Here is a 23,243-nt window from a genome sequence, read left to right as displayed (position 1 = left end):
ACGGAGTTACGAATCCGGCCTTAACAGCCCGTAATTACCGGATAAAAAGTGCGCGGTATGACTTCTGACGTAGTAATAGTTCTATGCATGCAACCTGGTGCCCTTTGCGCAATTTCGTATTGCCGCGGTATATGCCGTTTATATAAACACCGCCGTTGCCCCAAAAATTGCCAATTAAAGGGTGAGATCATGGCCGATCATGACGCAAACTTCCGTGACAGCTCAGGACCAATCTGGTTCGTCATCAATCTGGCTGCTATGGCCTGGATTACTATGCCAGTACCTATCGCACTGATCACGATTCTGAAGTGGTAAAACACTCAGCTGGCAGTTTTGCCAGATATAAAAAAACACCGCCTTAGCGGTGTTTTTTTTTGCCCGGAAATTAATCCCGGACAATATCAGATGCCATATGCTGTACGGTAGGCACGAATCGCATCAACTTCCTGCGATTTATTACCCAGCTCTTCCAGGTATGTCAGCACATTTTCCAGTGACACGATAGATGCAACAGGCATGTTGTAGTCACGTTCAACTTCCTGAATTGCAGACAGCTCACCTTTGCCTTTTTCCTGACGGTTTAGAGCAATGACTGTACCTGCTGGTGTTGCACCAGCCTGTTCAATAATTGTCATCACTTCACGAATTGCAGTGCCGGCAGTAATTACATCATCAATAATCAGCACCCGGCCTTCCAGCGGTGCACCAACCAGATTACCACCTTCACCGTGGCTTTTAGCTTCTTTACGGTTGAAGACGTAAGGCACATCCTGACCAAAATCAGTAGCCAGTGCTACGCAAGTAGTTGCCGCCAGTGGAATACCTTTATATGCAGGGCCAAGCAATACATCATATTCGATACCGGACTGCTGGATCGCTGCCGCATAGCAACGCCCCAGGCGCGCCAGCGCTTCACCACTGTTAAACAAACCGGCATTGAAAAAGTACGGGCTGGTACGACCCGATTTTAGAGTGAACTCGCCAAAACGTAAGACTTCTTTGTCGATGGCAAAAGCAATAAATTCTCTCTGATAATCCTGCATGCTGATTTTCCCGGTGGCTGGTTAAAAATTGCGCGCATGATACAGGATTAACGTCTGTCCCTCCATGGATATCCATGCATATTCACAGCTTTGAAGCCTCAAACGGCAGTTTAAAATGCCCTGATATTGCATCAGTGTAATTTTATTCACCAGACTGAATCCGAAAATTCACCAAAGCGCTGTTGAAATCAATTCAATTTTGGCCGTATCCCTTATACAATGCGGGCTCGATAGTAATCTTTCTTATACTTATTACTTTTTGCAGGGTTTTTGTTCTATGCGCGTCATCACCTTCAATACCCAAGGTATTGAACAGGCTGCCGATAATGGTTTTTTCGACTGGATGGTCCAGCAGGACGCGGACGTTGTATGTCTGCAGGATTTGCGCGCAAAAGAGTATCAGTTAGATGCAGACCGTTTTCATCCTGAAGGGTATGAAGCTTATTTCTTCGATGCTTTCGAAGACGGCTTCAGCGGCGTTGCTATTTATACCCGCGAAATTCCAAAAGCCATAATGACTGGTCTCGGTTTTGAACAGTGCGACTTCCATGGCCGTTTCATTCAGGCAGACTTCGATAAAGTCAGCGTCGCATCATGGTGTATGCCTTCCGGCCTCAAGAACGATGAAGCTCAGGCTGAGAAAGAAGAATACATGGACCTGCTCAAAGGTCATCTGAACAAAACGCTGCGTAAACGTCGTGAATTCATTTTCTGTGGCCCAATGCACATTGCACACAAGCCAGTAGACCTCAGCAACTGGTATGTAAACCAGAGCGTTTCAGGCTTTTTGCCCAATGAACGCGAATGGATGGCTGATGTCTTTGAAGACATGGGCTACGTTGATGCGTTCCGCGAAGTAAACCACGCGGATCACCAATACACATGGTGGCCGGAATATAACCGTGCCCGGGAACTGAATGAAGGTGCCCGCCTGGATTACCAGATCACCACTGCTAACCTGCGTAAAACAGTTAAGTCTGCCCGCATTTTCCGTGACATTGCATTTTCTGCTCATGCTCCAGTGATTATTGATTACGATATCTGAAACTGAAAATCACACAAACACAAAAATGCCGGCATCCGCCGGCATTTGTTTATCTGTGACTTGTCATTCTTCAGCGTCTGACTGCTCTGCCAGACGCAACGCCCGCTCTTTCAGAAACTTGGGAATAATCTCATCTTTATAGGTTGCGTAATGCTTGCTGACAAACGCCTGTTCATCCCACTCGCCATCTAAATGCTCGCGGGCTTTTTGTGTGCCGGCATATACCGACACTTGCGCTTCCTGACCATTCTCAAGACGAATAATCGCCAGCTTACGCATATATAAGCCTGTATCCGCTTCTTCAAAGTCATCTAATACCGCCAGCGCAGCATCATCAACTTCCAGCAAAATGGTCCCCTGAACCAAACTATCCGGAGAAGGAATCACTACACCTAAGTCGGACCAGCCTTCCATATGCAACGTCAGACGCTGATGATTCAACAATTCAGCAGACACTTTTTGAAAAGTATTACCGGTCAGTTGCTGCACCAATTCATCATATTGCAGCACACCATAAACAAAGATATTGGTCGACATGAAATTTCCGTCTTAAATTGTATTTATCGCTCGCCAGATTATCCGACGGAACGGGCCTGATAATAATCGGCTTCATTCTGCGATGAAAGTTATTCTGCCTGAGAGAGCTTATGTAATTGATGCTACAAACTCCTACTGCTGTTAACACTTGCGGATACATTGCTCCTTCTTGCGGTCATACTCATACCCCATATCATCAGACAATAAGGATATCTGGTATGCGCTTCATTAAAATGCTTCCCCTGCTTATGCTGGCCGCTACAGCCAATGCGGCAGAAACCGAATTAAATACCCAGCAAATCGAAACTTTACTCAAAGGTAATTCAGCAGCAGGGGTTCACTTCGCCGGGAGAACGACACAGTACTTTTCAGAGTCAGGCCTGACTCTGTGGATGAAAGAAGGTGATGCAAAACCATCAGAAGGAAAGTGGAAAGCAGAGAACAACAAATACTGTTCAGATTTTGGTTCTGGCTGGGGCTGCTACAAGATTATTAATGATGAAGCTCAGCAAATTTATTACTTCATGAAAGACGACTTCCGCGCCCCCTTCATCGTGAAACCCGGCTATCAATTCGGACACTGACACTATCGCTGCCAGCATGAGACTGGCAGCGTCTTAAAAGCTGATCATCTATAACTAAAGATAATCAGTCATAGTAAGCACCAACATACTTCAACTTAAGGTTCTGTTTTATGCAGTAACAACCTGAACGTCAGCGCCACTTCCCTGCCGGAGATTCATAATTGTTGTAAGCAGTCATTAATTGCTGAGGCTCTGTCGCTACAATGATCATCTCGGCAAACGCTTCCCGGGTAAAGCCAGCATCTTTAGCACTGTGGATAAACTCCAGTAAACTGTCATAAAAACCGTTTATGTTATACAGCGCACATGGCTTCTGGTGATGTCCAAGCTGGGCCCAGGTCCAGATCTCAAAGAACTCATCCATAGTTCCAGCTCCGCCGGGCAAGGCAACATACGCATCCGCCAACTCTGCCATTTTAGCTTTACGGGCATGCATATCAGACACTTCAATCAACTCAGTCAGGCCCGGATGGCCGATTTCCTTATGCTTGAGATGCGTTGGAATAACACCAATCACCTGACCTCCGTTATCCAGTACAGCATCAGCAACCACCCCCATCAAACCAACTTTACCGCCACCATAAACCAGTGTGATATTTTGTTCAGCGAAGTGTTTACCCAGCGATTTCGCTGCTTCAGCGTAGACTTCATCATTGCCCATGCTGGAACCACAATAAACTGCTACCTTCATCATTACTCCCTTATTTAGTTGAAGATATTACCCGCTTCAAGTCGGGCCGGATAAGTCGTGCCTGCGCCTAACCAGGTAATTCGTTCTGCGCCGTCTCCGGTCATCTTATAGCAAGTCCAGCTGCCGCCCCATTCAGAGCAGTATTCATCGCCATCAATTTTCCAGCTACCACGCTCCAGAGGGCGGGGTTCGTGAAAGTATAAAGTCTTACCATCACTGCTGAATGTCTGCACAGCACCATTGTCCAGATAAGCGGTATTACCTGCTAACAACCGCTTAATTTCTGAACCATTTAAAGACCGTTCATCAGCAGCCATTGTGCTACCTGCTACAAGCAGACCCAGCAGTGTCGCTATAGTTGTATTAAACAATGAAAATGTACTGGTTACCGCCATCCTGTCTCTCCTAAATCTGTCCGGAGATACGCAATATCCCCTTACATTGCCACGGTCTATCCCATATTATTAAAACTGTGTGCTACCGGGGAATGCCATTGTGAAACGCCTTTATCCATCATTCTGTTACCGATTACAACAGCCAGTTTCAGCGCTGCTTCTTGGTGTTTTTTTAGCCTTCAGTCAGCTTGTCAGCGCCGACATCAACGAACAGATTGCCAGTACCCGCCAGCAGCTGGATGCGCTCGACACCAGCGACCCGGCTAACAGCAGCCAGCAAGAAGTTTATCAGCAGACCCTTTCTGCCCTGCAAGAAACCAAACGCCTTGAAACCCGGGTAGCCCGGTTACGGGACAATCTCGAACAACTACCTGCGCGTATCGAAAAGATTCAGGCGAAACTGGCCGCACCGGAGCCCGCGGTTGCCGCTAAAAACTGGCGTTCACAACCTCTGGATAAACTTGAAATCCAGCTAACACCGGCTCAGGCCAATTTGCTGGCACTGCAACAACAGTTCAATAACCTCGATAATCAGGTCAGTAATTATCAGGATAAATCCACCAGCCTGCGTGACCAGCTCACTAAACTAAAGCAGACCTCACCACCGGCAGGAAATGGCGAGAACGGCAATCAGGCACTTGCCGAAGCCCGCTTTGTTCTTAATAACACCCGGATTCAGGCCTTCGAACTGGAGATTCTCAACATTCCCCGTCAACGGGAATATGACCTGCTGCAGGTGGATCTTCTGACACGTCAGATTGCAGCCTATAAAGCCTACCTTCAAGAACTGCAGGACCTGATTCAGACCAAGCGACGCATCGAAGCAGAACAGGCACTTGAAGCACTGAAAACAGCGCCCAGTGACGAAGCCTATCCGGAAATACTGCTACCTATTGTCAGCACCAACCAGAAGCTCTCAGAAAAGCTGCGCCATAGCTTACAGAGCAGTGAACAGGCTATCGGGCAGCGTCGTATACTGGAACGGCAACAAAGCTTGTTACGCCAAAGCTACAAAGCCATTGAACAACAACTGGAACTCTCCGATACAACCTTTAGCCTGGAGCTAAAACAGTTATCAGAGCGCTTTGCTACTACCCAGGACATTGAACCAAACCTGCAACGTATTAATCAGGTACGTCTGGCAAATCTCGAACTAAATCAACAAGCACTGAATCAGGCATTCGACGTTGCAAACCTCAGTCCGAAAGAACAGAACAGCGCTAAACAGTTACTGGAAGATCAGAAAGACCTCAACGCCCGACTCGAGACGGCTTATGCTCAGGAGCTGGACGAACGTTCGAAGTTACTTGGAGTACAAAATGACTTTAATAAACAGATTGAACAGGGTCAGGCATTGCTGGAACGTTATTTAATCTGGCTGCCGAACACCACAGAAATTAACAGCCGGTTTCTGCAAGATATCAATAACAGCTTCTCAGCTATTCAGGAACATACCCAGAAATTACTCAGCCATAGCCAGATCAACGTCACCAGTGCCTGGTTACGGCCGCTATTTATCCTGCTGCTGTTAACTATCATCAGTTTTTACAGCTTCCGTTATCTGATCCAACACGAACAGCACTGGGCTGAACAGTTAGGTAATGTGGTTAAAGATAAATTTTCCCGCAGCTTCAGACTGTTAATTCTGGCACCACTCATCAGCTTACCTATACCTGCCGGACTCTGGTTTCTGACACAAAAACTGATAGCGGTACCAGCGCCTGTTATCCAGCCAATGAGCATCAGCCTTTCACTGCTAGCCTGGGCTTACCTGTCGTTATTACTGTGGTTACGCCGGCCTTACGGTTTGCTCTATCGACATTTAGATGTACCGGAAGAACTCTGCGCAACACTGGCCCGTATTGCTCACCCACTCTACTTACTGGGTATCCCGCTTACGCTGGCGCTGATTTATTTCACAAGCATTCCCTCTGCAGCGCTGCACTCCGGCCTTGGCAGAATTGTATTCATCCTGCTGGCAATGCTGGCGGGTGGCTTCTGGGCGGCTCTGTGGCGGGTCGCACCGCAGATTAATGAAGCAACAGAAACCCGAAGATGGTGGCAACGCGCCCGGCTATGGCTGGCCACACTGGTGCTGATACATGGCGTACTGATCGCTGAAGCACTGTTGGGTTACGTGCTTACCGGCGGCATTATCATGCTGCTGTTGCTAATCACAACCATGATCTTCTTCTCCATCTTTACCTTCTACCGGCTGGGCATGCGTTGGCTACTTATAGAAGAACGCCGGCTGGCTTTCGACCGTGCTAAAGCACGTCGCAGTGAAATTCTGGAAGCTCGGGAAAACAATACTGAAGTACCTCCATTGCAGGAAGACTTTCTCAACCTCAGTACGATTTCGGATCAGGCAAAAGTCTTACTGAAAGCCACCAGTGTCAGCTTGTTATTTGTTGCACTCTGGCTACTGTTCAAAGAATTTATCCCGGCAATACAGATTCTCGACGAAATCGTGCTCTGGAGTAATACCGTCGTTACCAGCGGCGGAGTCATTGCAGAAAACATTACCTTACTGGGCATAATCACCGGCCTGCTGGTGATCTCTCTGAGCATTCTCGCTGCCTACAACCTTCCCGGTCTGTTAGAGCTGCTGGTGCTCAAACATATTGATCTGACTCCCGGCACGTCTTACGCGGTCACCACCATTACCAAGTACAGCCTGATCGTAGTCAGTATCCTGGCAGGAGCATCCCAAATCGGTGTGGAATGGGCCAAGCTTCAGTGGCTGGTTGCTGCGCTGGGTGTAGGACTAGGCTTTGGTTTACAGGAAATCGTGGCCAACTTTGTGTCCGGTATCATTATTTTATTTGAGAAGCCGATTCGTATTGGCGATACCGTGACTGTGGGAGGCCTCACTGGTACCGTCACCCGAATTCAGATCCGTGCCACCACCATTACCGACTGGGATCGCAAAGAGGTCATCATTCCTAATAAGACCTTTGTAACCGACCAGTTAATCAACTGGTCCCTAAGTGACCCGATCACTCGGGTAGTCATTCAGGTAGGGGTTGCCTACGGTTCTGATACAGATCTGGTGCGGGCGCTGATTCTACAAGCAGCACGCAACCACCCGAAAGTACTGCAAGAGCCTCAGCCTGCAGCGTATTTCCACGCCTTTGGTGACAGTACCCTGAACTTTGATCTGCGCTTATATCTGAATAATCTGGATGATCGCCTTCCGGTCACCCACGATATCCTTCAGAAGATCAATGCCGACTTTGAGAAGCACGGTATATGTATCGCCTTCCCACAATTGGATGTAAGACTGATAAAGTCAGATGATGATAAATGAAGTACAACTACAAACGCGGCACCATAGATAAAATGGGCCGCTTTTTTTATCTATTCAGCTCAACTGAATTCTGGCTTTCGCCCTTCCAAAAACGCTGACATACCTTCATGACGGTCAGCTGTAGAAAAGCTCAGGCCAAAGACATCGCTTTCCATTACGCAAGCATTATCCAGATCTAAGTCCTGTCCACGCTGAACCAATTGTTTGGTCAGTTGAACGGCTGTACGGCTCTTGCTGGCAATCTGTTCTGCCAGCTTATTGCCCTCAGTCAGCAGCTCTCCCTGTGGATAAACATGGTTTGCCAAGCCGCGCTGCAGGGCTTCTTCAGCATTCATCATCCGCCCGGTGGTAAGCAGTTCCATCGCCATTCCCCGGCCAACCAGACGGGTTAAACGCTGGCTGCCGCCAAAACCCGGCGTCACGCCAAGGTTTACTTCCGGCTGACCAAAGCGGGCATTTTCCGCTGCCAGAATAAAATCACAGCTCATCGCCAACTCGCAGCCACCACCTAGCGCATAGCCATTCACCAGCGCAATGGCCGGTACTGGAAGGTTTTCCAACTTACGAAATACCGCCATGCCCTGTTCGGCAAAGTACTTACCTTCCAGTGCCGTCAGCTTACTCATGTGAGCAATATCAGCACCGGCAACAAAAGCTTTCTCACTAGCACCGGTAATCAGTAATACTCTGATATCCGTTGCGCGAGCGACCATATCCAGTACCTGATCAAGCTCTGCCAATGTTTCTGCGTTAAGTGCATTAAGTACTTTCGGACGGTTAACCGTGAGCAAATAAACACCGTCGCTTTGTTGTTCCAGCAAAATATTCTGCCAGCTATTGTGCTCTACAATCTTTTCAGCTGCCTTTGTAGATAACTCGGCCAGCGTCAGGCCAGCTGCCTGCACTTGACTATTCATAGCTAAAAAATCCCCGGCCGGTTTTACGGCCCAGATAGCCAGCGTCTACCATTTGAACAAGTAACGGACAGGGGCGATATTTGGAATCTTTAAAGCTGTCGTACAGCACATTCATAATGCTCAGACAGGTATCCAGGCCAATCAGGTCTGCCAATGACAGCGGCCCCATTGGATGACTCATGCCTAACTGCATAACTGTGTCGATTTCTTCCGCCGACGCCAGCCCTTCATGTAAACAGAACATCGCTTCGTTAAGCATAGGTAGCAGAATTCGGTTGGCGACAAAGCCCGGGGCATCTTTAACATCTACGGCTACTTTACCCAGCTGTTCCGCCAGGGCCTGTACCTGATTAAACACTTTAGTGTCCGTTTGCAGAGCGCGGATCACTTCCACCAGCTGCATCATAGGTACCGGATTCATGAAATGCATGCCGATAACCTGCCCCGGGCGCTGAGTCACCGCCGCAATCCGGGTAATAGATATGGATGAAGTATTTGTCGCCAAAATCGCTGTTGGCTTACAGACCGTATCCAGGCTGGCAAAGATTTTTGCCTTAATCGCTTCATCTTCACTGGCGGCTTCCACAACAATATCCACATCCGCCAGACCTGCCAGATCAGTGGTAACAGAAATAAACGCTAACGCAGTATCAGCTTCCGCCTGACTAATTTTTTCTTTCTTAACCATCCGGGACAAACTGCTACTAATACTCATCCGGCCCCGTTCCAGCGCTGCTTCATTCAAATCACACAGTACAACAGGAAAACCGGCAGTTGCCGCTACCTGAGCTATACCTGCACCCATCTGCCCGGCGCCAACTACGCCTATTGTTGTTATTGTCATTGCGGTTTCACTCTTACAACTGTTGAAAAGCTTATTTAGGCATTGCCGCAGATCAGCGGCAATCCCCTCTACAGGTAGGCAACTACTTTTTAGACATACTCTCCAGCATGCGATTCACCGCTTCCAGATGTTCAGGCTCGTTATGACACATGCCCTGAAAACAGGCACAGTAATCAAGGAAGTCTTTCAACTCCATACGCTGTGCGGTCTTCATAAGGCGTTTGGTTAAACGAGTCGCTTTTGGAGGCTGCGCAGCCATGCGTTTTGCCAGCAAAATGGTTTCATCGAGCAAACTATCCGGCTCGGTTACCTGCATCACAATACCCAGTTCCAACGCTTCAGTGGCGTCAATTACCCGGCCGGTCATGGTCAGTTCAAAAGCACGCTGATAACCAATTAAACGCTGCATCAGCCAGGCACCACCGTCACCGGGAATAATTCCCAGATTTAAAAACGTCTCACCAAATTTTGCTTTCGAAGATGCAATACGGATATCCGCCATATTCGCCAGATCAAAACCTGCACCAATGGCCGGACCGTTCACTGCAGCAATCACTGGTACTTCTATATTCTGCATCGCCAATGGAATCCGCTGGATACCTCTGCGGTAACGCTCAGCACACTCAGCTACATCACCAGCGAAATCGCCACCACGCTCGGCCATATCACGGATATTACCGCCGGCACTGAATGCAGAACCCGCACCGGTAATCACCAGTACTGATACATCATCAGCCCGGTTAACCCAATCAGCGGTATTTACAATATCGTCTATCAGGTTTGAGCCAGTCAGAGCATTGCGCAAATCGTGACGGTTGAACGTCATGGTTGCCACACGGTCTTCCACCGTCAGCAAAGCATCTTTAATTTCAGGAAGATTAGACATTAGGTTTCTCCGCTGGCGCTGTCAGCGGCAGCATTCCGATTAATAATTACCCGGGCATCGACTACCGCATAATCGTCGTCATAAGCAATCACCGGGTTGAGATCCAGCTCATCTATTTCTGGATGAGCATCAACAATACTGGAAACTTTTAGCAGTAGATCTATCAGCGCAGCTTTATCCACAGGAGCTTCACCACGGGCACCTTCAAGAATCTTACGGGCCTTAATCTGATCAACCATGGAAGTTGCTTCATCCCGGCTCAGCGGAATCGCCCGGAAGGCTACGTCTTCCAGAATCTCGACAAAAATCCCACCCAGGCCGAACATCAGTACCGGGCCAAACATCGGATCACGGCTAACACCGATAATAATCTCAGTGCCCTTACGCGCCATGGGTGTTACCAGCATGCCTTCAATGTCAGCACTGGTATCATAAGTGGCGCAGGATTTGAGAATCTGCTCCCGGGCATAGCCCAGCTCTTCAGCCCCGGACAGATTTAGCTTCACACCACCGGCATCAGACTTGTGTAGAATATCTTTAGAAACTACTTTCATTGCCAGCGGCATGTCACCAAATTCTGCAACTACGGCACTGAAGTTTTCACTGTTACGGATCAGCAATTCTTTTGGCACATCAATGCCATAATTACGTAGTAGTTGCTTGGCTTCAACTTCCAGCAGATCACGGCCTTTACTGCGAGCACTGGCAAACATATCAGTCATAGCTGCATCAGTAGTCAGACGCTGCTGCGCTTCAATCCGCTGGCTGCGGGAGATGTAATCACCCCGTTCACCCAACGCTTTCATAATTTCTACCGCATGCTCAATTGAGCCATATACCGGCAGGCCAGAATTGCGCAATTTCTCCAGAGGTTCCGGCTGTATGTAGGCGTACAAGCTGTACACCACCAGCGGTTTTCCACAACGCTTACTTAGGGCAACCATAGCATCGGCAGTAGCCGACTCTTCAGCTTGTAGTTCTTCGGCAAAACGAATGCCGTAACCGCCAAACATTCCTACCAGAAACACCATATCCACATTGTCATCTGCGGCAAGAATTTCCATGCAGTCAGACAATAACCCCGGATTCGCATCTGTACTACCGGCCACATCAATAGGATTCAGTAACGATGCCTGTGGGAAGAGAATTTCCCGCAATTTGTTACGGGTAACTTCCGATAACTCTGCCAACTGAAGCCCCGCCTCAGATATACGGTCTGAAGCAATGGTCGCCTGACCACCACCATCCGCCAGTACCGCTACCCGTTTTCCGGCAGCTTGTTGCAACAGCCCCAAACCTTCGGCTACAGGCAATATTTCATCTGACTTCTCAACGACATTCACGCCAACCTGCTTGAGTAGATCAACAGTCATAGCATAGCTGCCGGCAAGCGCACCTGTATGTGAACTGGCTGCTTTCTGGCCTTCTATCGTACTGCCAGACTTATACACAACCACTGGTTTTTCACGGGCGATTTCCCGGGCAGTGTTCAAAAAGGCACGCCCATCCTTAAAACCTTCAACATAAAAAGTCGCCACCCTGGTATTTACGTCTTCACCCAGATACTGCAGGTAGTCTGAGAAGTCCACATCGGTCTGGTTTCCCGGCCCGACATAGGTACTGAACCCAATATGCCCGTTGCTCTCCGCCTCCAACGCTAATGCCAGCAGCATATTCCCAGACTGCGAGATAATTCCTATATCCCCCGGCCTGATGTTATCCAGCGCCAGTAAATTAACTTGCTTATGCAAATTAAATACACCAGATGTATTCGGGCCAACAATGCGCACCTTAGCGGCTTTGGCAGCAGCCAGTACTTCGGCCTCCAGTGCTGCACCAGCGGCATCCACTTCACCAAAGCCACTGGCAAGAATGATGGCACCTTTAATGCCATTTTCACCACACTGAGCCAGCAAACCGGGAATGGTTTTCGCCGGTGTACAGATCAGAGCCAGATCAGCCGCCGCAGGCAGTGATGTCACCGATGCGAATGCTTTCACACCCAGAATTTCATCTGCTTTGGGATTAACCGGGTAAATAATACCTTCGTAGCCATCATTCAACAGGCCCGTCATGGCTTTATAGCCCCGCTTCGTCGGATCCGCAGAGGCACCAATAACAGCAATAGAATCAGGTGCTAAGAAATCATGTAATGAGCTGCGCATAATCAGTGACCTTTGAATTCAGGAGAACGTTTCTCGGCAAAGGCATCTACACCTTCTTGCCAGTCTTTCGTCGTCGTACACATGAAGACACCGTCCAGTTCATGCTGCAGCTGCGCATCCAGATCCGCATAAGATGCATTATTCAGCAACTTCTTCACCAACTGCATCGACACTGGAGCTTTCGTCACTAGCTTAGCGACAAACTCCGCAGCTGCCTCCGCCAAAGCTGCATCCGGGACAGCACGGGTAGCCAGACCGATGCGAGCGGCTTCTGTACCGTCGATTTTAATGCCGGTAAAAATCAATTCCCGGGCCTTCGCAAGCCCGACTAAACGCGGCAGGAACTGAGTCACTCCCCCACCAACACAGGTACCGATACTCACTTCCGGAAAACCAATCTTGGCGCTTTCCGCCATAAGTATAAAATCACATGAACAGGCCATTTCAGCGCCGGCACCCAGCGCATAGCCATTGATAGCGGCAATCACTGGTTTTTTCAGACGAAAAATAGCTTCACAAACGTCATTACCCAATTGCAGATACTGGCGACGCTGAAACTGGCTTCTTTCACCTGCACCGTGCTCTTTCATATCAGCGCCTACGCAAAACGCCCGTCCCTCACCGGTTAGCATCACTGCCCGTGTATCAGAATCAGCTTCAGCAGTTTCCAGCGCATCCAGAAACTCAGTGTAAAACTGCTCTATAACAGCATTCAGACGATGCGGTCGGTTAAAGCGAATTTCCACATAACCGGCATAACGAGTGTAAATAAGCGTTTCGTAAGTAGGTGATTGCATGGGGCGACTCCCGGCGCAGCCAATAAGTTGTGCTCTGTGTTTCAGGGCAAGTGGGATTACTTCAGCAGCCACCTTTGGCACGAATGTTTCAAAGCCGACTCACTGAAAAATCATTTGTATTTTTATTAGATCATAAATAATACAAATGTATCACGCAAGACAAATGTATCACCGGTGTTTTATTTTCTGTTGATTAGGTAAAATCTATCTAAACTCATATGGATCGGCGAGCTGGCTCTTCACCCTCAGAGAGAGCCGGGGTAATTAACTATAAAATCAACATGTTAAATAAACAGTTCGAAGAAATAACTATGTTGAAAAAGCCGGCCGAATCCCTTTTTGCGAGCACAGCCTAGCCATGAATATAAATAATCGGATTACTGACGCGAACAGCGCACTGAAAGAAATATCAGCACAATACCCGAGTCTTACTACTCAGCTGAAGAAAGCCGCCGATTATGTTTTGGAACAACCGGTCAATGTCGCTCTGCTTTCCATCCGCAAAAGTGCCGAAGCAGCAGGGGTGACACCTTCAACCCTGACCAGGCTGGCAAAATCAGTTGGCTTTGAGCGCTATGACAGCTTTCGTCAATTATTTCAGGAAGCAGTAAATACTAAACAACCTGCATCATACTTCAGCGATCGTGCGCAATATTTGCAGGAAATGGCGACCAACAGTCCAGAAAACAAAGTGTTTTTTGAATTTGCTGACTCAGCTTTCAGTAATCTGGAGCAGCTCTTTCAGGAAGATACCCGCAATAAACTGCAACAAGCTGCACCATTGGTGATCAACGCCCGTAAAGTATTTGCGTTGGGGTTCAGAGACACGTTCACCTGCGCCTATCACTTTACCTATGTGGGCAGTATTGCCTTCCCTCACATCCAGCTGATTCGGGGCTATCAGGGTACGCTGTTGAGTGAACTGGGTGAAATCCGTAAAGATGATGTCGTCGTTGCTTTCTGTTTTGAGCCATACACCACAGAAACAGTTCAGGCGATTAACATTGCCCGGAAGGCAGGTGCTAAAATTATCGCGATTACAGACAGCCTGCGCTCACCCATTGCCAGTGGCGCAGAAATTACTTTTACGCTGAAGAACGACACACCTCACTTCTTCCCAACACTGACCTCATCTATTGCCTTAATGGAAGCCTTGCTGGCGGAATGTGTCTCGATTGGTAGCAAAGAAATGGTCAGTAATATCAATCGCTTTGAAGAAAATATACGTCACTTAGGTGGTTATCACGAAGGTTGAGCTAATGCCCAGCGGTGCTAATAACCAAGCCCAAACGCTATGTAACCGACCAGTAACGCCGGTATAGCGCTGTATAACGTAGCATACAGCGACGCTTTAGGTGCTAAAGCCAGCGCAGGGAACAACGCATCGCCATCGTTACCGATGGCGTTCGCCAACTGTGCTGACAAAGGCACTATCCCTTGTAGATACAACGTCGTCATGATGATCTGCGGGCCACAACCCGGCACAAAACCGACGACAACGGCCAGCAAAATCGTCAGATATCCCAGACTGCTGAACAGGCTCTGCATATCAAAACCTGTAAAATACACCAGCAACTCGAAACTCAGAAAACCAACAATTACCCAGGTAGTCACAAAGCTTGTTTCACTGGCAACCATATCCACCAGACGGTGCGGATTATGTTCCATATCCGCATGGGCTACTGCCCAGCTGTAACCAGGTGGCTGACTAAACCAGACAAATAAACTCACAACAGCACCACAAAAGCCCAGCCAGGTAGCTGGATGATAAACACTCCAGTTACCAAACAAACTGTCAGGTTCAACCTGGAACGCCGCCAGAACTCCCAGTACCAGACCGGGTACCAGTAACAAACGCCACATCCATGATAAAGATACAGGTACAACTCCCTGATTCAGACTGCAGGAAACGCTGACCTGATGTTCATTGTTGGTATTTTCCGGACGCAGAAAGTCTTCCGCATGTACCCCTTGCACAAGGTAGCCGAATAGCACACCGGCTCCAAGCGATACAGCAAACACCAGCAGTGCAGTATGCGGCTCGCGGGCGAGTAACAGAAAGCTGGCATCTCCCATGGTTGAAATCAGAACAGTCACCAGCGCCGCAAACCCTACCCGGCCATGCACAAACTGAGTTACCACAATAATAGCGCCACCACAGCCTGGCATCACGCCCAGCAGGGCGGCTATCGGTACCTGTAATCCTGGGTTGTCATTCAGATAACCGATCAGGTCAGCGCCCAGATAATGCTGAGCCGAATAAATCAGTAATAACGACAATGCAACAAAGACACTGACTGCCAAATACGCATCGCTTAGCGTGCTGACAATCAGAAATAGCAATTCAGAATTAATCAGCCCCTGCGACCAGACCAGGCCTAACACACAGACACTCAGTACCGTCAGTATTGCGCTTTTTGATGCAGTGAACTGTTTTTGCCGGATCCGTCCGGCCGCTGCACTTAGCGCATTCATTGGCTGGCAGAACCTGTCAGATATTCCTGGACCAGTAAATTATGCTGAATATTTTCGTTCAGCAGGGAGTAGGCAAGATCAAAAACTTTATAGTTGTAACCGATAGTCATCGCGCAGATTGCCTGCTGATAATGAATCGACGTTTTTTCCGCCTGCTCTATCTGCCCCAGTAAACAACAGGATGAAGCTGCCGGCGGAGGCAATAGAGCGGGTGAAGAAGCCAGTGAATTCTGTGCACTTACTTCTGCCTGTAACAGGCTGATGCATTCCTGCAATGTCTGATAATGGTTCCAGTCTTCTTCATAGGCCGAATATGCCAGATCCCGAAAACCAACCCGGGTTTCATCCAGCTCGGCGGATTTCACCTGGCGATACAGGCTGCAGGTTAATAATTCATTCTGCGCCGCTTTATGCAACGCTTCGATTACCAGATCCTGCCGATAAGCAGGCTGTGGATAAGCTTCAATACTGTTCAGAGAATTCATAAGATCTGATACCACCGCGCACTAACAATAATGATAATAATTATCATTAACATAACAAATAGTCAGTGCTGATGTCATCAATGGGCCGGCAGAAAAACTAAATAATGTGCAAAAATCTTGCTAAAACAGCCTTAAAGCACAAAAAAAGCCGGCTTAAACCGGCTTTTTATACAGAAAAGATGTCAATCGTTTAGCGAATAACCAGTACCGAACGTTCAGCAGTCTGTGCCACTTTAGCGGTCACAGAGCCCATCACCATTTTTTCCATTCGTCCGTGCTTCAGCGCCCGGATTAAGATCAGATCCGCATCAATCTCCGCCGCCCGGGCAACTATCCGCTTAGGCACCTTACCCGCAGTCACCCAGACAGAAACTTTCATTTCTTTAACCAAATGAGCATCTGCAAGCCTCGTTAGCTCCACACGCATGGTATCCAGCGCCTGCTTAACCATATCCTCAGGAAAGTAAGAGGCGACTAATGGCATTTTAAAACCCGGTAAAACAGCCAGAAGCTCAACCTCCATACCTGGCGCCACATAATCATTCAGCGCCAGTAAGGTAGCTTCGGTGCCAGAAGCATCCTGCAGATCAACTGCGACCAGTAATTTCTTATACATAGTTTATTTTCCTTGTTCCCGACGGCGGGTCTGCAGCCAGCCCAGCCCAAATAACAACAGGAGCGCAGGAATAAACATCAGCTGTTTAGCCGGCCGGTCAGCAGCCATTTCAATACTGTTGATCTGCCAGTCAAAATCGATACCAACCGCTTCGGCATTACTGCCAAAGCCAACCTGATCAACAATGACACTGCCTTCGTCTTCACGCAGGAACAGGCCTGCAGCTTCAACTCTTGCAGTAGCCGTTTCAGCGGCAGGAATCGCCAACTCAACCACTTTACTGACTTCATTACCGTCTATGGTTTCACCACTTACCGCCAACCTTAGTTTCTGATCAACCGGTATGCTTTCAACAACCATTGCTATCTCTGTGGGAGCTACCTGCTGCACGGGTGGATAAATTTCATCCCACCAAAATCCCGGGCGAAACATAGTGAAAGCTACCAGCAACAATACAATGGTTTCATACCAACGGGTCTTCACCAGCCAGAATCCCTGAGTCGCTGCAGAGAACACAAGAATTGCGATCACCGAACTAACAATCACCAATAACAGATGGAAGATTCCCTGAATGTCGATCAGTAATAACTCGGTATTGAAGATAAACATAAACGGCAGGATCGCCGTCCGAATATCATAAGTGAAACCCTGAATACCGGTTTTAATCGGGTCACTGCGGGCTATCGCTGCGGCGGCAAATGCCGCCAGCCCCACAGGCGGCGTATCATCCGCGAGTATGCCGAAGTAAAACACAAACAGGTGAACAGCAATCAGCGGTACAATTAAGCCACTTTGTGCGCCCAGGGTAACGATTACCGGCGCCATCAGAGTAGAAACCACAATGTAGTTTGCTGTGGTTGGCAATCCCATTCCCAGAATCAGACTGATAATAGCTGTAAAAATCAGCATCAGAATGATATTACCGCCAGAGATGAATTCAACGAACTCAGTCATCACCAAGCCAATACCAGTCAGTGTTACCGTACCCACAACAATACCGGCAGCGGCAGTCGCTACACCGATACCTATCATGTTACGGGAACCTGTCACCAGACCTTCCAACAAGTCATCTATACCTTGCTTAATCCGTTGCCCTAAGGCTGTTTCGCCTCGGTAGAACGCTTTAATCGGCTTATGGGTCAATACGATAAAGACCATAAACACTGTGGCCCAAAACGCAGATAAACCGGGCGATAGACGCTCGACGGTTAAACACCAGACAAGCACGACGACTGGTAACAGGAAATACAGGCCGGACTTAACCGTTGGGCCTGGTTCCGGTAACTCAACCACTGGCGAATCAGGGTCATCCATCTCCAGCTCCGGATAACCGGAACAGAATTTCAGCAGCCCTAAATAGACCGCCAGAATACCGATTCCAAGAATCGGACTTGCCCAGGCACCCATCACATCTTTAGTCCAGCCAACGCCGTAATACACGGCCATCGACAACACACAGACACCCAGGATGATTCCCGCCCAACTCAACAATGCCTGTGCCAGTGTTGGAGTATAACGACGCGGCAACCCCTGCATCCCCGCCTTCATCGCTTCCAGGTGGACGATATAAATCAGTGCGATATAGGAAATAAGTGCCGGCAAAATCGCATGGCGGATAACGTCGATATACGGAATACCAACGTACTCCACCATAAGAAAAGCCGCAGCCCCCATGATTGGAGGAGTCAGCTGACCATTAGTAGAAGCAGCCACTTCAACGGCTCCAGCCTTCTCAGCCGGAAATCCCACCCGCTTCATTAGCGGAATCGTAAACGTACCAGTCGTCACTACATTGGCAATCGAGGAACCTGAAATCAGCCCACTCAGACCTGATGAAACAACCGCCGCTTTAGCTGGTCCACCACGCATGTGGCCCAGTAACGAAAACGATACCTTGGTGAAATAGTTACCTGCCCCGGCTTTTTCCAGCAACGCACCAAACAACACAAACAGGAACACGAAACTGGTAGAAACCCCTAATGCGACACCAAATACGCCTTCAGTCGTCAGCCACTGGTGTGACATAGTCTTATTCAGGCTGGCACCTTTGTGTGCGATTACATCCGGCATATAAGGTCCGCCAAATGTATAAACCAGAAATACTGCCGCTACCACCATCAGTGGTGGACCAAGTGCCCGGCGGGTTGCCTCTAACAACAGCAGCATGCCAGCGACAGCAAAGATCAGGTCAGCAGTTATGGGCGCACCGGCACGGTTAGCCAGCTCAGCATGAAAAATCACCAGATAAGACGCACTGAATGCACCAAGCAGCGCGAAACCCCAGTCCTGCAACGGAATATAGTCTCTCGGTGAACGGCTCAGTGCCGGATATGCAGTAAAGGCCAGAAAAATCGCAAAGCTCAGGTGAATAGCCCGCGCCTGGGTATCGTTGATGACCCCGAAATTAAATACGAAAGGTAACGGCGATGCGTACCAAAGCTGGAATAACGCCCAGAGTAATGCCACCGACCAGAGTAAGGTTTTAGCAGCACCGACCGGTGCTCTGGCACCGCTGTCAGTCTGCGCAACAATGTCTTCCGCAGATGCCTGCGACGTCACATCCGCAGAGTGATGATTGTTATCAGTCACAATATTTTCCCCACTTACACTAAGGGAAGCTGTGAACCCGACAGCGATAGGCCAACAGGATCACAACAGTCCAACAAAAAAACGGGGCCCGGCGCCAGGTAAAATGATTGCTGGCAATCCTCTTACTTAACCACCTAAGGCCCCGTCAGGTATGATTTGTAGAAACTGCTTACATCAAACCTGCTTCTTTGTAGTACTTAGCAGCACCTGGGTGCAGCGGAGCCGACAAGCCATCCTTGATCATTTCTTCTTTCTTCAGGTTAGCAAATGCAGGATGTAACTTACGGAAAGTATCAAAGTTTTCGAATACCGCTTTAACGACTGCGTAGACCACATTGTCCGGTACATCAGTAGACGACACGAAGGTAGCACCTACACCGAAAGTATTCGTATCAGCGTCGTTACCGCGGTACATACCACCCGGAATAGTCGCTGTGCGATAGTAGCTGTTATCGGAAACCAGTGAATTCACGGCAGAACCGGTCACATTTACCAGTTTACTGTCGCAGGAAGTAGTCGCTTCTTTAATCGCGCCACTAGGGTGACCAACGGTATAGATCATTACGTCGATCTTGTTATCACACAGTGCGCTGGCCTGTTCAGACGCTTTAAGTTCAGATGCCAGAGCAAAGTCGTCATTGGTCCAGCCCATAGTTTCCATCAGCACTTCCATGGTGCCGCGTTGGCCTGAACCCGGGTTACCAATGTTTACCCGCTTACCTTTGATATCTTCAAAGTTTGTAATACCGCTGTCAGCACGTGCCACTACAGTGAACGGCTCAGGGTGAACAGAAAAGACCGCACGCAGATTCTTGTTAGCACCTGCATCGGCAAATTTGCTCGTACCGTTATAGGCATGGAACTGCCAGTCAGACTGGGCAACACCCATATCAAGTTCACCGGCACGAATAGTGTTCAGGTTGTAAACAGAGCCTCCGGTACTTTCAGTTGAGCAGCGAACGCCATGTTCTTTACGGCCTTTATTTACCAAACGACAGATTGCGCCACCAGTCGGATAGTAAACGCCGGTCACGCCGCCGGTACCGATAGTAATGAATTGCTGATCAGCAGCCTGAGTTGCGATCGGCGCTGATAACCCAAGAGCCAGAGTAAACGCCAGCGTTGCCGCCTTAGTTGATTTAATCATTGTGTAGCACCCACATATATACGTTATTTTTTTTCTTTAAATGCTTTTTCTATACGTTCACCCTGTACTACCCGAACAAGAGTACAAACGCATCGTCAATACAAACCATAGTTCATATCAGAAAGAGTACATCATGAATAATACATATGAGTCAATTATCATAAATTATAGATTTATTTGTATTATTTATAAGTGGAAATGTTTTTAGATAATCTAACTAATTGAATAATATAGAAATAAAAGTATGAACGGAAAACTCAGCAATGAGCGACAAATTACAATTGTCGGTCGTTAAACGATACATTTGTATCAAAAATGACAAGCATACTGTCGAAAACAGCCAACATAACACTTACCCAAAATGGGTAAGCATCACAGTAATAGTAAAAATACCCGTCTGTTACACGCTAGAGAGGACGCCCGCGGAAAATACTTTCACCCACCTCCATATCATTGGTAATCAAAGCCTTTATCTTCGGATCAATTTCTGACGAGTCATCACTGTACAAACCACAAGACTTCATCGCCTGACGATGATCACAATGCTTTCCCAGATATGCCAGAATCACCCGCTGACAGACAGGTTCACGGGAATTTGTCCCGGAAACCCCTAACTGCAGGCCTGAAAGCAGACTTATCTTATTCTTGAATGTCGGAAACAAAGTCAGGTGGACCAACTCACTTTTCAGTACTTGCTCATAGCCTGTCACAAAAATGCGATTACCTAACTCAATCATTTGCCCTTTGATCTTATAGATAAAGCCATCATGGCTGGGGCCTTTCTGCTGCTGAGATAAACGCTCTATCCACTTTATCCAGTGCTGGCCGTTTTCTTTATAAATGACTCCGTAACCTTTAAGAATCTGAGTTGGAAAAGAGGTCGAGTAATAGTAAATGTAGTAACTGCCTTCGTACTTAGAGAGATCGCCGCTCTGATGCTGTTGCAGATCCTGCAGAAAGTTCTCCTGCATAGGTAAAGAGCTTTGCGCTGTTTCTAAGTGGGGACGCACCCGGATAATCTGTTCAAACTCATCATGGGGCATCAGCATTTCATGCTCCTCTACCCCAAAGTAATCACAAATTTTCAGCAGATTATTACCTGAGGGTGTGGTTTTACCCCCCAGATACTTATTGAATTGCTGGCGGTTAATTTGCAACTCACGGCAGACTTCCGATATCGATTTTTTGTAATTACACAGCAAGCGTAAATTAGCTGCCAGATTCTCTTTATTCATTTCAGATCCGCTTCAGACACTCTCTTTTAAATTTCACACCAGAATACTCCCAATTAACAGCAGAAAAACCAGTTATGCATCAACCCCAGGCATCATAGGCGCTGTAGCCGAATAACACATGACGCTCACAGTGCGCCAGTTAGCGTCAGGTAACCCAAGAAGGCGAAATTGAACCCCTTCTTGCTAGCGGCCTATAGTGGATGACAGAGCTTAGCACCCTCAAAAACTCTCGGCCCCGCGCCGCCAAAAACAGCCAGTCAGGAGGCCAAAACTTCGCTGCTCACGCTCAACTACCCACAGGGCCATGCAGGGAAAATGACTCCAGACTGACGACAGGCTGCAACTGCCAGACAACAATAACAACAATACTCACGGAGTAATCACACATGATCCAACTGAAATCCCTGAAAAGCTTCAAAACCACTCTGCTGGGCGCAGCCCTGACTCTGGCAATGTCTGCGTCAGTATCTGCAGCCGATATGAAGCTGCGTTTTGCCGGTACCCTGCCTGCCGACAGCCAGGGAACCAAGATGATGAAGCAGATCGAAAAAGATATTGAATCGGCAAATGTCGGCCTGAAAGTATCTGTGTTCCCGGCTAACCAGCTGGGCTCCGGTGAAGAACTGTTTGAAGATGCTATTCGTGGCAACATCGACATGGTGGCAGGCTTCATTTATTCCCACAAAGATCCTGTGCTGGAAATTGCCTCGCTGCCATTTCTGGTTAGCAACTGGCAGGAAATGGAAGACGTTATGCTGAATCAGGACTCAGCTTTCAACCAGATAATGTCTGAACGTCTGGAAAATCTTAATCTGCGTCTGATGAACAGCATTCCGGTAGGCTTTACCGGCATCGTCGCGACCCAAAAACCTGACGATTGGGCAGGCATGGGTGATAAAGGCATGAACATCCGCGTATGGTCTTCCAGCCTGATGAAATCCACCGTTGAACTGATCGGCTATAAAGCGACTACCATGGCCTGGGGAGACATTTTCCCTGCCCTGCAGTCCGGCATTGTTGACGGGGCTATTTGCTGTACTAAGCAAGACGCCTACAATATTTTTGCGGTCAGTGATGTTGGTAAATACTACGTTGCCAATGACTCAATCACCGATACGTCCTTCTACTATGTTTCCCAGAAGACCTGGAACAAGCTCAACGCTGAACAACAAACTGTTGTTAAGAATGCTTTCGATAAAGCTTCTGCAGATTTCTTTGCCTGGAATAAAGATAACGACGCTAAATTCCGCGACAAGCTGATCAGTAAAGGCTACGAAATACTTGAGCCAAGCGATGCTGAAAAGCAAAGCATGAAGGCTAAAGTACGTGAAACTGTATGGCCAGAAGCAGCGACAACCGTTGGCGAAGATGTACTGAAGCGCCTGCAAGCCAGTAATAGCTAAGTAGACAGCGACAATACCGCTACTCCTGTAAAGGTCACGCACAGCAGGCTTATCCCGGATATGCCAGCACATGCAGTGA

At 48.2% G+C, this 23,243-nt stretch carries 21 protein-coding genes; 6 read left to right on the top strand and 15 right to left on the bottom strand.

All coding sequences use genetic code 11. The features are described 5' to 3' along the window. The first annotated feature begins 189 nt into the window (after window positions 1-189). Window positions 190-315 carry a hypothetical protein gene (locus tag OCU49_RS00820; protein WP_261843134.1) on the top strand — a complete coding sequence of 42 codons (126 nt, stop codon included), beginning with the start codon at window positions 190-192 and terminating at the stop codon, window positions 313-315. An 86-nt stretch (window positions 316-401) separates the two neighbouring features. Here OCU49_RS00820 and pyrE read toward each other — a convergent pair whose 3' ends face one another. Next, window positions 402-1,043, bottom strand: coding sequence for an orotate phosphoribosyltransferase (gene pyrE / locus OCU49_RS00815; RefSeq protein WP_261843133.1), 642 nt, complete (start codon window positions 1,041-1,043; stop codon window positions 402-404). Window positions 1,044-1,320: 277 nt separating this feature from the next. Between pyrE and OCU49_RS00810 the strand changes: the two genes are divergently transcribed. Then, complete coding sequence (locus OCU49_RS00810) at window positions 1,321-2,088, top strand: exodeoxyribonuclease III (RefSeq protein WP_261843132.1); 768 nt, start codon at window positions 1,321-1,323, stop codon at window positions 2,086-2,088. Window positions 2,089-2,151: 63 nt separating this feature from the next. Here OCU49_RS00810 and OCU49_RS00805 read toward each other — a convergent pair whose 3' ends face one another. Next, the gene (locus OCU49_RS00805) at window positions 2,152-2,625 is read right to left on the bottom strand and encodes a gamma-glutamylcyclotransferase family protein (RefSeq protein ID WP_261843131.1); all 474 of its coding nucleotides are present in this window, start codon (window positions 2,623-2,625) and stop codon (window positions 2,152-2,154) included. Window positions 2,626-2,843: 218 nt separating this feature from the next. Between OCU49_RS00805 and OCU49_RS00800 the strand changes: the two genes are divergently transcribed. Then, complete coding sequence (locus tag OCU49_RS00800) at window positions 2,844-3,209, top strand: hypothetical protein (protein ID WP_261843130.1); 366 nt, start codon at window positions 2,844-2,846, stop codon at window positions 3,207-3,209. Between the two features lie 130 nt (window positions 3,210-3,339). Here OCU49_RS00800 and OCU49_RS00795 read toward each other — a convergent pair whose 3' ends face one another. Then, window positions 3,340-3,900, bottom strand: a complete 561-nt coding sequence (locus OCU49_RS00795) for an LOG family protein (protein WP_261843129.1) — start codon at window positions 3,898-3,900, stop codon at window positions 3,340-3,342. 14 nt (window positions 3,901-3,914) lie between these two features. Next, complete coding sequence (locus tag OCU49_RS00790; RefSeq protein WP_261843128.1) at window positions 3,915-4,295, bottom strand: hypothetical protein; 381 nt, start codon at window positions 4,293-4,295, stop codon at window positions 3,915-3,917. Between the two features lie 100 nt (window positions 4,296-4,395). On the opposite strand from OCU49_RS00790, the gene OCU49_RS00785 reads away from it, so the two are divergent. Then, window positions 4,396-7,605, top strand: coding sequence for a mechanosensitive ion channel domain-containing protein (locus OCU49_RS00785; RefSeq protein WP_261843127.1), 3,210 nt, complete (start codon window positions 4,396-4,398; stop codon window positions 7,603-7,605). Between the two features lie 59 nt (window positions 7,606-7,664). Here the strand turns inward: OCU49_RS00785 and OCU49_RS00780 are convergent, their stop codons facing one another. From OCU49_RS00780 to OCU49_RS00760, 5 genes are all read right to left on the bottom strand, one after another. Further along, window positions 7,665-8,522, bottom strand: a complete 858-nt coding sequence (locus OCU49_RS00780; protein WP_261843126.1) for an enoyl-CoA hydratase-related protein — start codon at window positions 8,520-8,522, stop codon at window positions 7,665-7,667. Continuing rightward, window positions 8,515-9,366, bottom strand: a complete 852-nt coding sequence (locus OCU49_RS00775; RefSeq protein ID WP_261843125.1) for a 3-hydroxybutyryl-CoA dehydrogenase — start codon at window positions 9,364-9,366, stop codon at window positions 8,515-8,517. Before OCU49_RS00775 ends, OCU49_RS00780 begins: the two co-directional genes overlap by 8 nt. Window positions 9,367-9,448: 82 nt before the next feature. After that, window positions 9,449-10,252, bottom strand: a complete 804-nt coding sequence (locus OCU49_RS00770; RefSeq protein ID WP_261843124.1) for an enoyl-CoA hydratase-related protein — start codon at window positions 10,250-10,252, stop codon at window positions 9,449-9,451. Next, on the bottom strand, window positions 10,252-12,417 hold the full coding sequence (locus tag OCU49_RS00765) for an acetate--CoA ligase family protein (RefSeq protein ID WP_261843123.1): 2,166 nt from the start codon (window positions 12,415-12,417) through the stop codon (window positions 10,252-10,254). The genes OCU49_RS00770 and OCU49_RS00765 overlap by 1 nt, the downstream gene beginning before the upstream one ends. Window positions 12,418-12,419: 2 nt before the next feature. After that, window positions 12,420-13,214, bottom strand: coding sequence for an enoyl-CoA hydratase/isomerase family protein (locus tag OCU49_RS00760; RefSeq protein WP_261843122.1), 795 nt, complete (start codon window positions 13,212-13,214; stop codon window positions 12,420-12,422). Window positions 13,215-13,572: 358 nt separating this feature from the next. On the opposite strand from OCU49_RS00760, the gene OCU49_RS00755 reads away from it, so the two are divergent. Then, a complete protein-coding gene (locus tag OCU49_RS00755; RefSeq protein ID WP_261843121.1) occupies window positions 13,573-14,469 on the top strand; it encodes a MurR/RpiR family transcriptional regulator in 897 nt (298 codons plus the stop codon). 17 nt (window positions 14,470-14,486) lie between these two features. On the opposite strand, the gene OCU49_RS00750 is transcribed toward OCU49_RS00755, so the two are convergent. From OCU49_RS00750 to OCU49_RS00725, 6 genes are all read right to left on the bottom strand, one after another. After that, window positions 14,487-15,689, bottom strand: coding sequence for a putative manganese transporter (locus OCU49_RS00750; protein ID WP_261843120.1), 1,203 nt, complete (start codon window positions 15,687-15,689; stop codon window positions 14,487-14,489). After that, on the bottom strand, window positions 15,686-16,174 hold the full coding sequence (locus tag OCU49_RS00745) for a ferritin family protein (RefSeq protein WP_261843119.1): 489 nt from the start codon (window positions 16,172-16,174) through the stop codon (window positions 15,686-15,688). The genes OCU49_RS00750 and OCU49_RS00745 overlap by 4 nt, the downstream gene beginning before the upstream one ends. Before the next feature lie 190 nt (window positions 16,175-16,364). Then, window positions 16,365-16,790 (bottom strand): universal stress protein, encoded by a 426-nt coding sequence (locus tag OCU49_RS00740; protein WP_261843118.1) that lies wholly within the window; start codon window positions 16,788-16,790, stop codon window positions 16,365-16,367. A gap of 3 nt (window positions 16,791-16,793) precedes the next feature. Then, window positions 16,794-19,379, bottom strand: a complete 2,586-nt coding sequence (locus OCU49_RS00735; RefSeq protein ID WP_261843117.1) for a TRAP transporter permease — start codon at window positions 19,377-19,379, stop codon at window positions 16,794-16,796. A 169-nt stretch (window positions 19,380-19,548) separates the two neighbouring features. Then, the gene (locus OCU49_RS00730) at window positions 19,549-20,526 is read right to left on the bottom strand and encodes a TAXI family TRAP transporter solute-binding subunit (RefSeq protein WP_261843116.1); all 978 of its coding nucleotides are present in this window, start codon (window positions 20,524-20,526) and stop codon (window positions 19,549-19,551) included. A 407-nt stretch (window positions 20,527-20,933) separates the two neighbouring features. Continuing rightward, window positions 20,934-21,761, bottom strand: a complete 828-nt coding sequence (locus tag OCU49_RS00725) for a helix-turn-helix domain-containing protein (RefSeq protein WP_261843115.1) — start codon at window positions 21,759-21,761, stop codon at window positions 20,934-20,936. A gap of 386 nt (window positions 21,762-22,147) precedes the next feature. Here OCU49_RS00725 and dctP point away from each other — a divergent pair, with 386 nt between their 5' ends. Then, the gene (gene dctP / locus OCU49_RS00720; RefSeq protein ID WP_261843114.1) at window positions 22,148-23,164 is read left to right on the top strand and encodes a TRAP transporter substrate-binding protein DctP; all 1,017 of its coding nucleotides are present in this window, start codon (window positions 22,148-22,150) and stop codon (window positions 23,162-23,164) included. Window positions 23,165-23,243: the final 79 nt, after the last annotated feature.

The organism is Aliamphritea ceti, from assembly GCF_024347215.1.
Taxonomy (GTDB): domain Bacteria; phylum Pseudomonadota; class Gammaproteobacteria; order Pseudomonadales; family Balneatricaceae; genus Amphritea; species Amphritea ceti.
The sequence above is the reverse complement of the archived record's forward strand: the minus strand, read 5'-3'. Positions and strand labels throughout refer to the sequence as shown.

Coding starts and splice junctions, on each gene's coding strand:
- OCU49_RS00820 (WP_261843134.1), top strand. CDS start 190: ATGGCCGATCATGACGCAAACTTCCGTGACAGCTCAGGACCAATCTGG.
- pyrE (WP_261843133.1), bottom strand. CDS start 1,043: ATGCAGGATTATCAGAGAGAATTTATTGCTTTTGCCATCGACAAAGAA.
- OCU49_RS00810 (WP_261843132.1), top strand. CDS start 1,321: ATGCGCGTCATCACCTTCAATACCCAAGGTATTGAACAGGCTGCCGAT.
- OCU49_RS00805 (WP_261843131.1), bottom strand. CDS start 2,625: ATGTCGACCAATATCTTTGTTTATGGTGTGCTGCAATATGATGAATTG.
- OCU49_RS00800 (WP_261843130.1), top strand. CDS start 2,844: ATGCGCTTCATTAAAATGCTTCCCCTGCTTATGCTGGCCGCTACAGCC.
- OCU49_RS00795 (WP_261843129.1), bottom strand. CDS start 3,900: ATGAAGGTAGCAGTTTATTGTGGTTCCAGCATGGGCAATGATGAAGTC.
- OCU49_RS00790 (WP_261843128.1), bottom strand. CDS start 4,295: ATGGCGGTAACCAGTACATTTTCATTGTTTAATACAACTATAGCGACA.
- OCU49_RS00780 (WP_261843126.1), bottom strand. CDS start 8,522: ATGAATAGTCAAGTGCAGGCAGCTGGCCTGACGCTGGCCGAGTTATCT.
- OCU49_RS00775 (WP_261843125.1), bottom strand. CDS start 9,366: ATGACAATAACAACAATAGGCGTAGTTGGCGCCGGGCAGATGGGTGCA.
- OCU49_RS00770 (WP_261843124.1), bottom strand. CDS start 10,252: ATGTCTAATCTTCCTGAAATTAAAGATGCTTTGCTGACGGTGGAAGAC.
- OCU49_RS00765 (WP_261843123.1), bottom strand. CDS start 12,417: ATGCGCAGCTCATTACATGATTTCTTAGCACCTGATTCTATTGCTGTT.
- OCU49_RS00760 (WP_261843122.1), bottom strand. CDS start 13,214: ATGCAATCACCTACTTACGAAACGCTTATTTACACTCGTTATGCCGGT.
- OCU49_RS00755 (WP_261843121.1), top strand. CDS start 13,573: ATGAATATAAATAATCGGATTACTGACGCGAACAGCGCACTGAAAGAA.
- OCU49_RS00750 (WP_261843120.1), bottom strand. CDS start 15,689: ATGAATGCGCTAAGTGCAGCGGCCGGACGGATCCGGCAAAAACAGTTC.
- OCU49_RS00745 (WP_261843119.1), bottom strand. CDS start 16,174: ATGAATTCTCTGAACAGTATTGAAGCTTATCCACAGCCTGCTTATCGG.
- OCU49_RS00740 (WP_261843118.1), bottom strand. CDS start 16,790: ATGTATAAGAAATTACTGGTCGCAGTTGATCTGCAGGATGCTTCTGGC.
- OCU49_RS00730 (WP_261843116.1), bottom strand. CDS start 20,526: ATGATTAAATCAACTAAGGCGGCAACGCTGGCGTTTACTCTGGCTCTT.
- OCU49_RS00725 (WP_261843115.1), bottom strand. CDS start 21,761: ATGAATAAAGAGAATCTGGCAGCTAATTTACGCTTGCTGTGTAATTAC.
- dctP (WP_261843114.1), top strand. CDS start 22,148: ATGATCCAACTGAAATCCCTGAAAAGCTTCAAAACCACTCTGCTGGGC.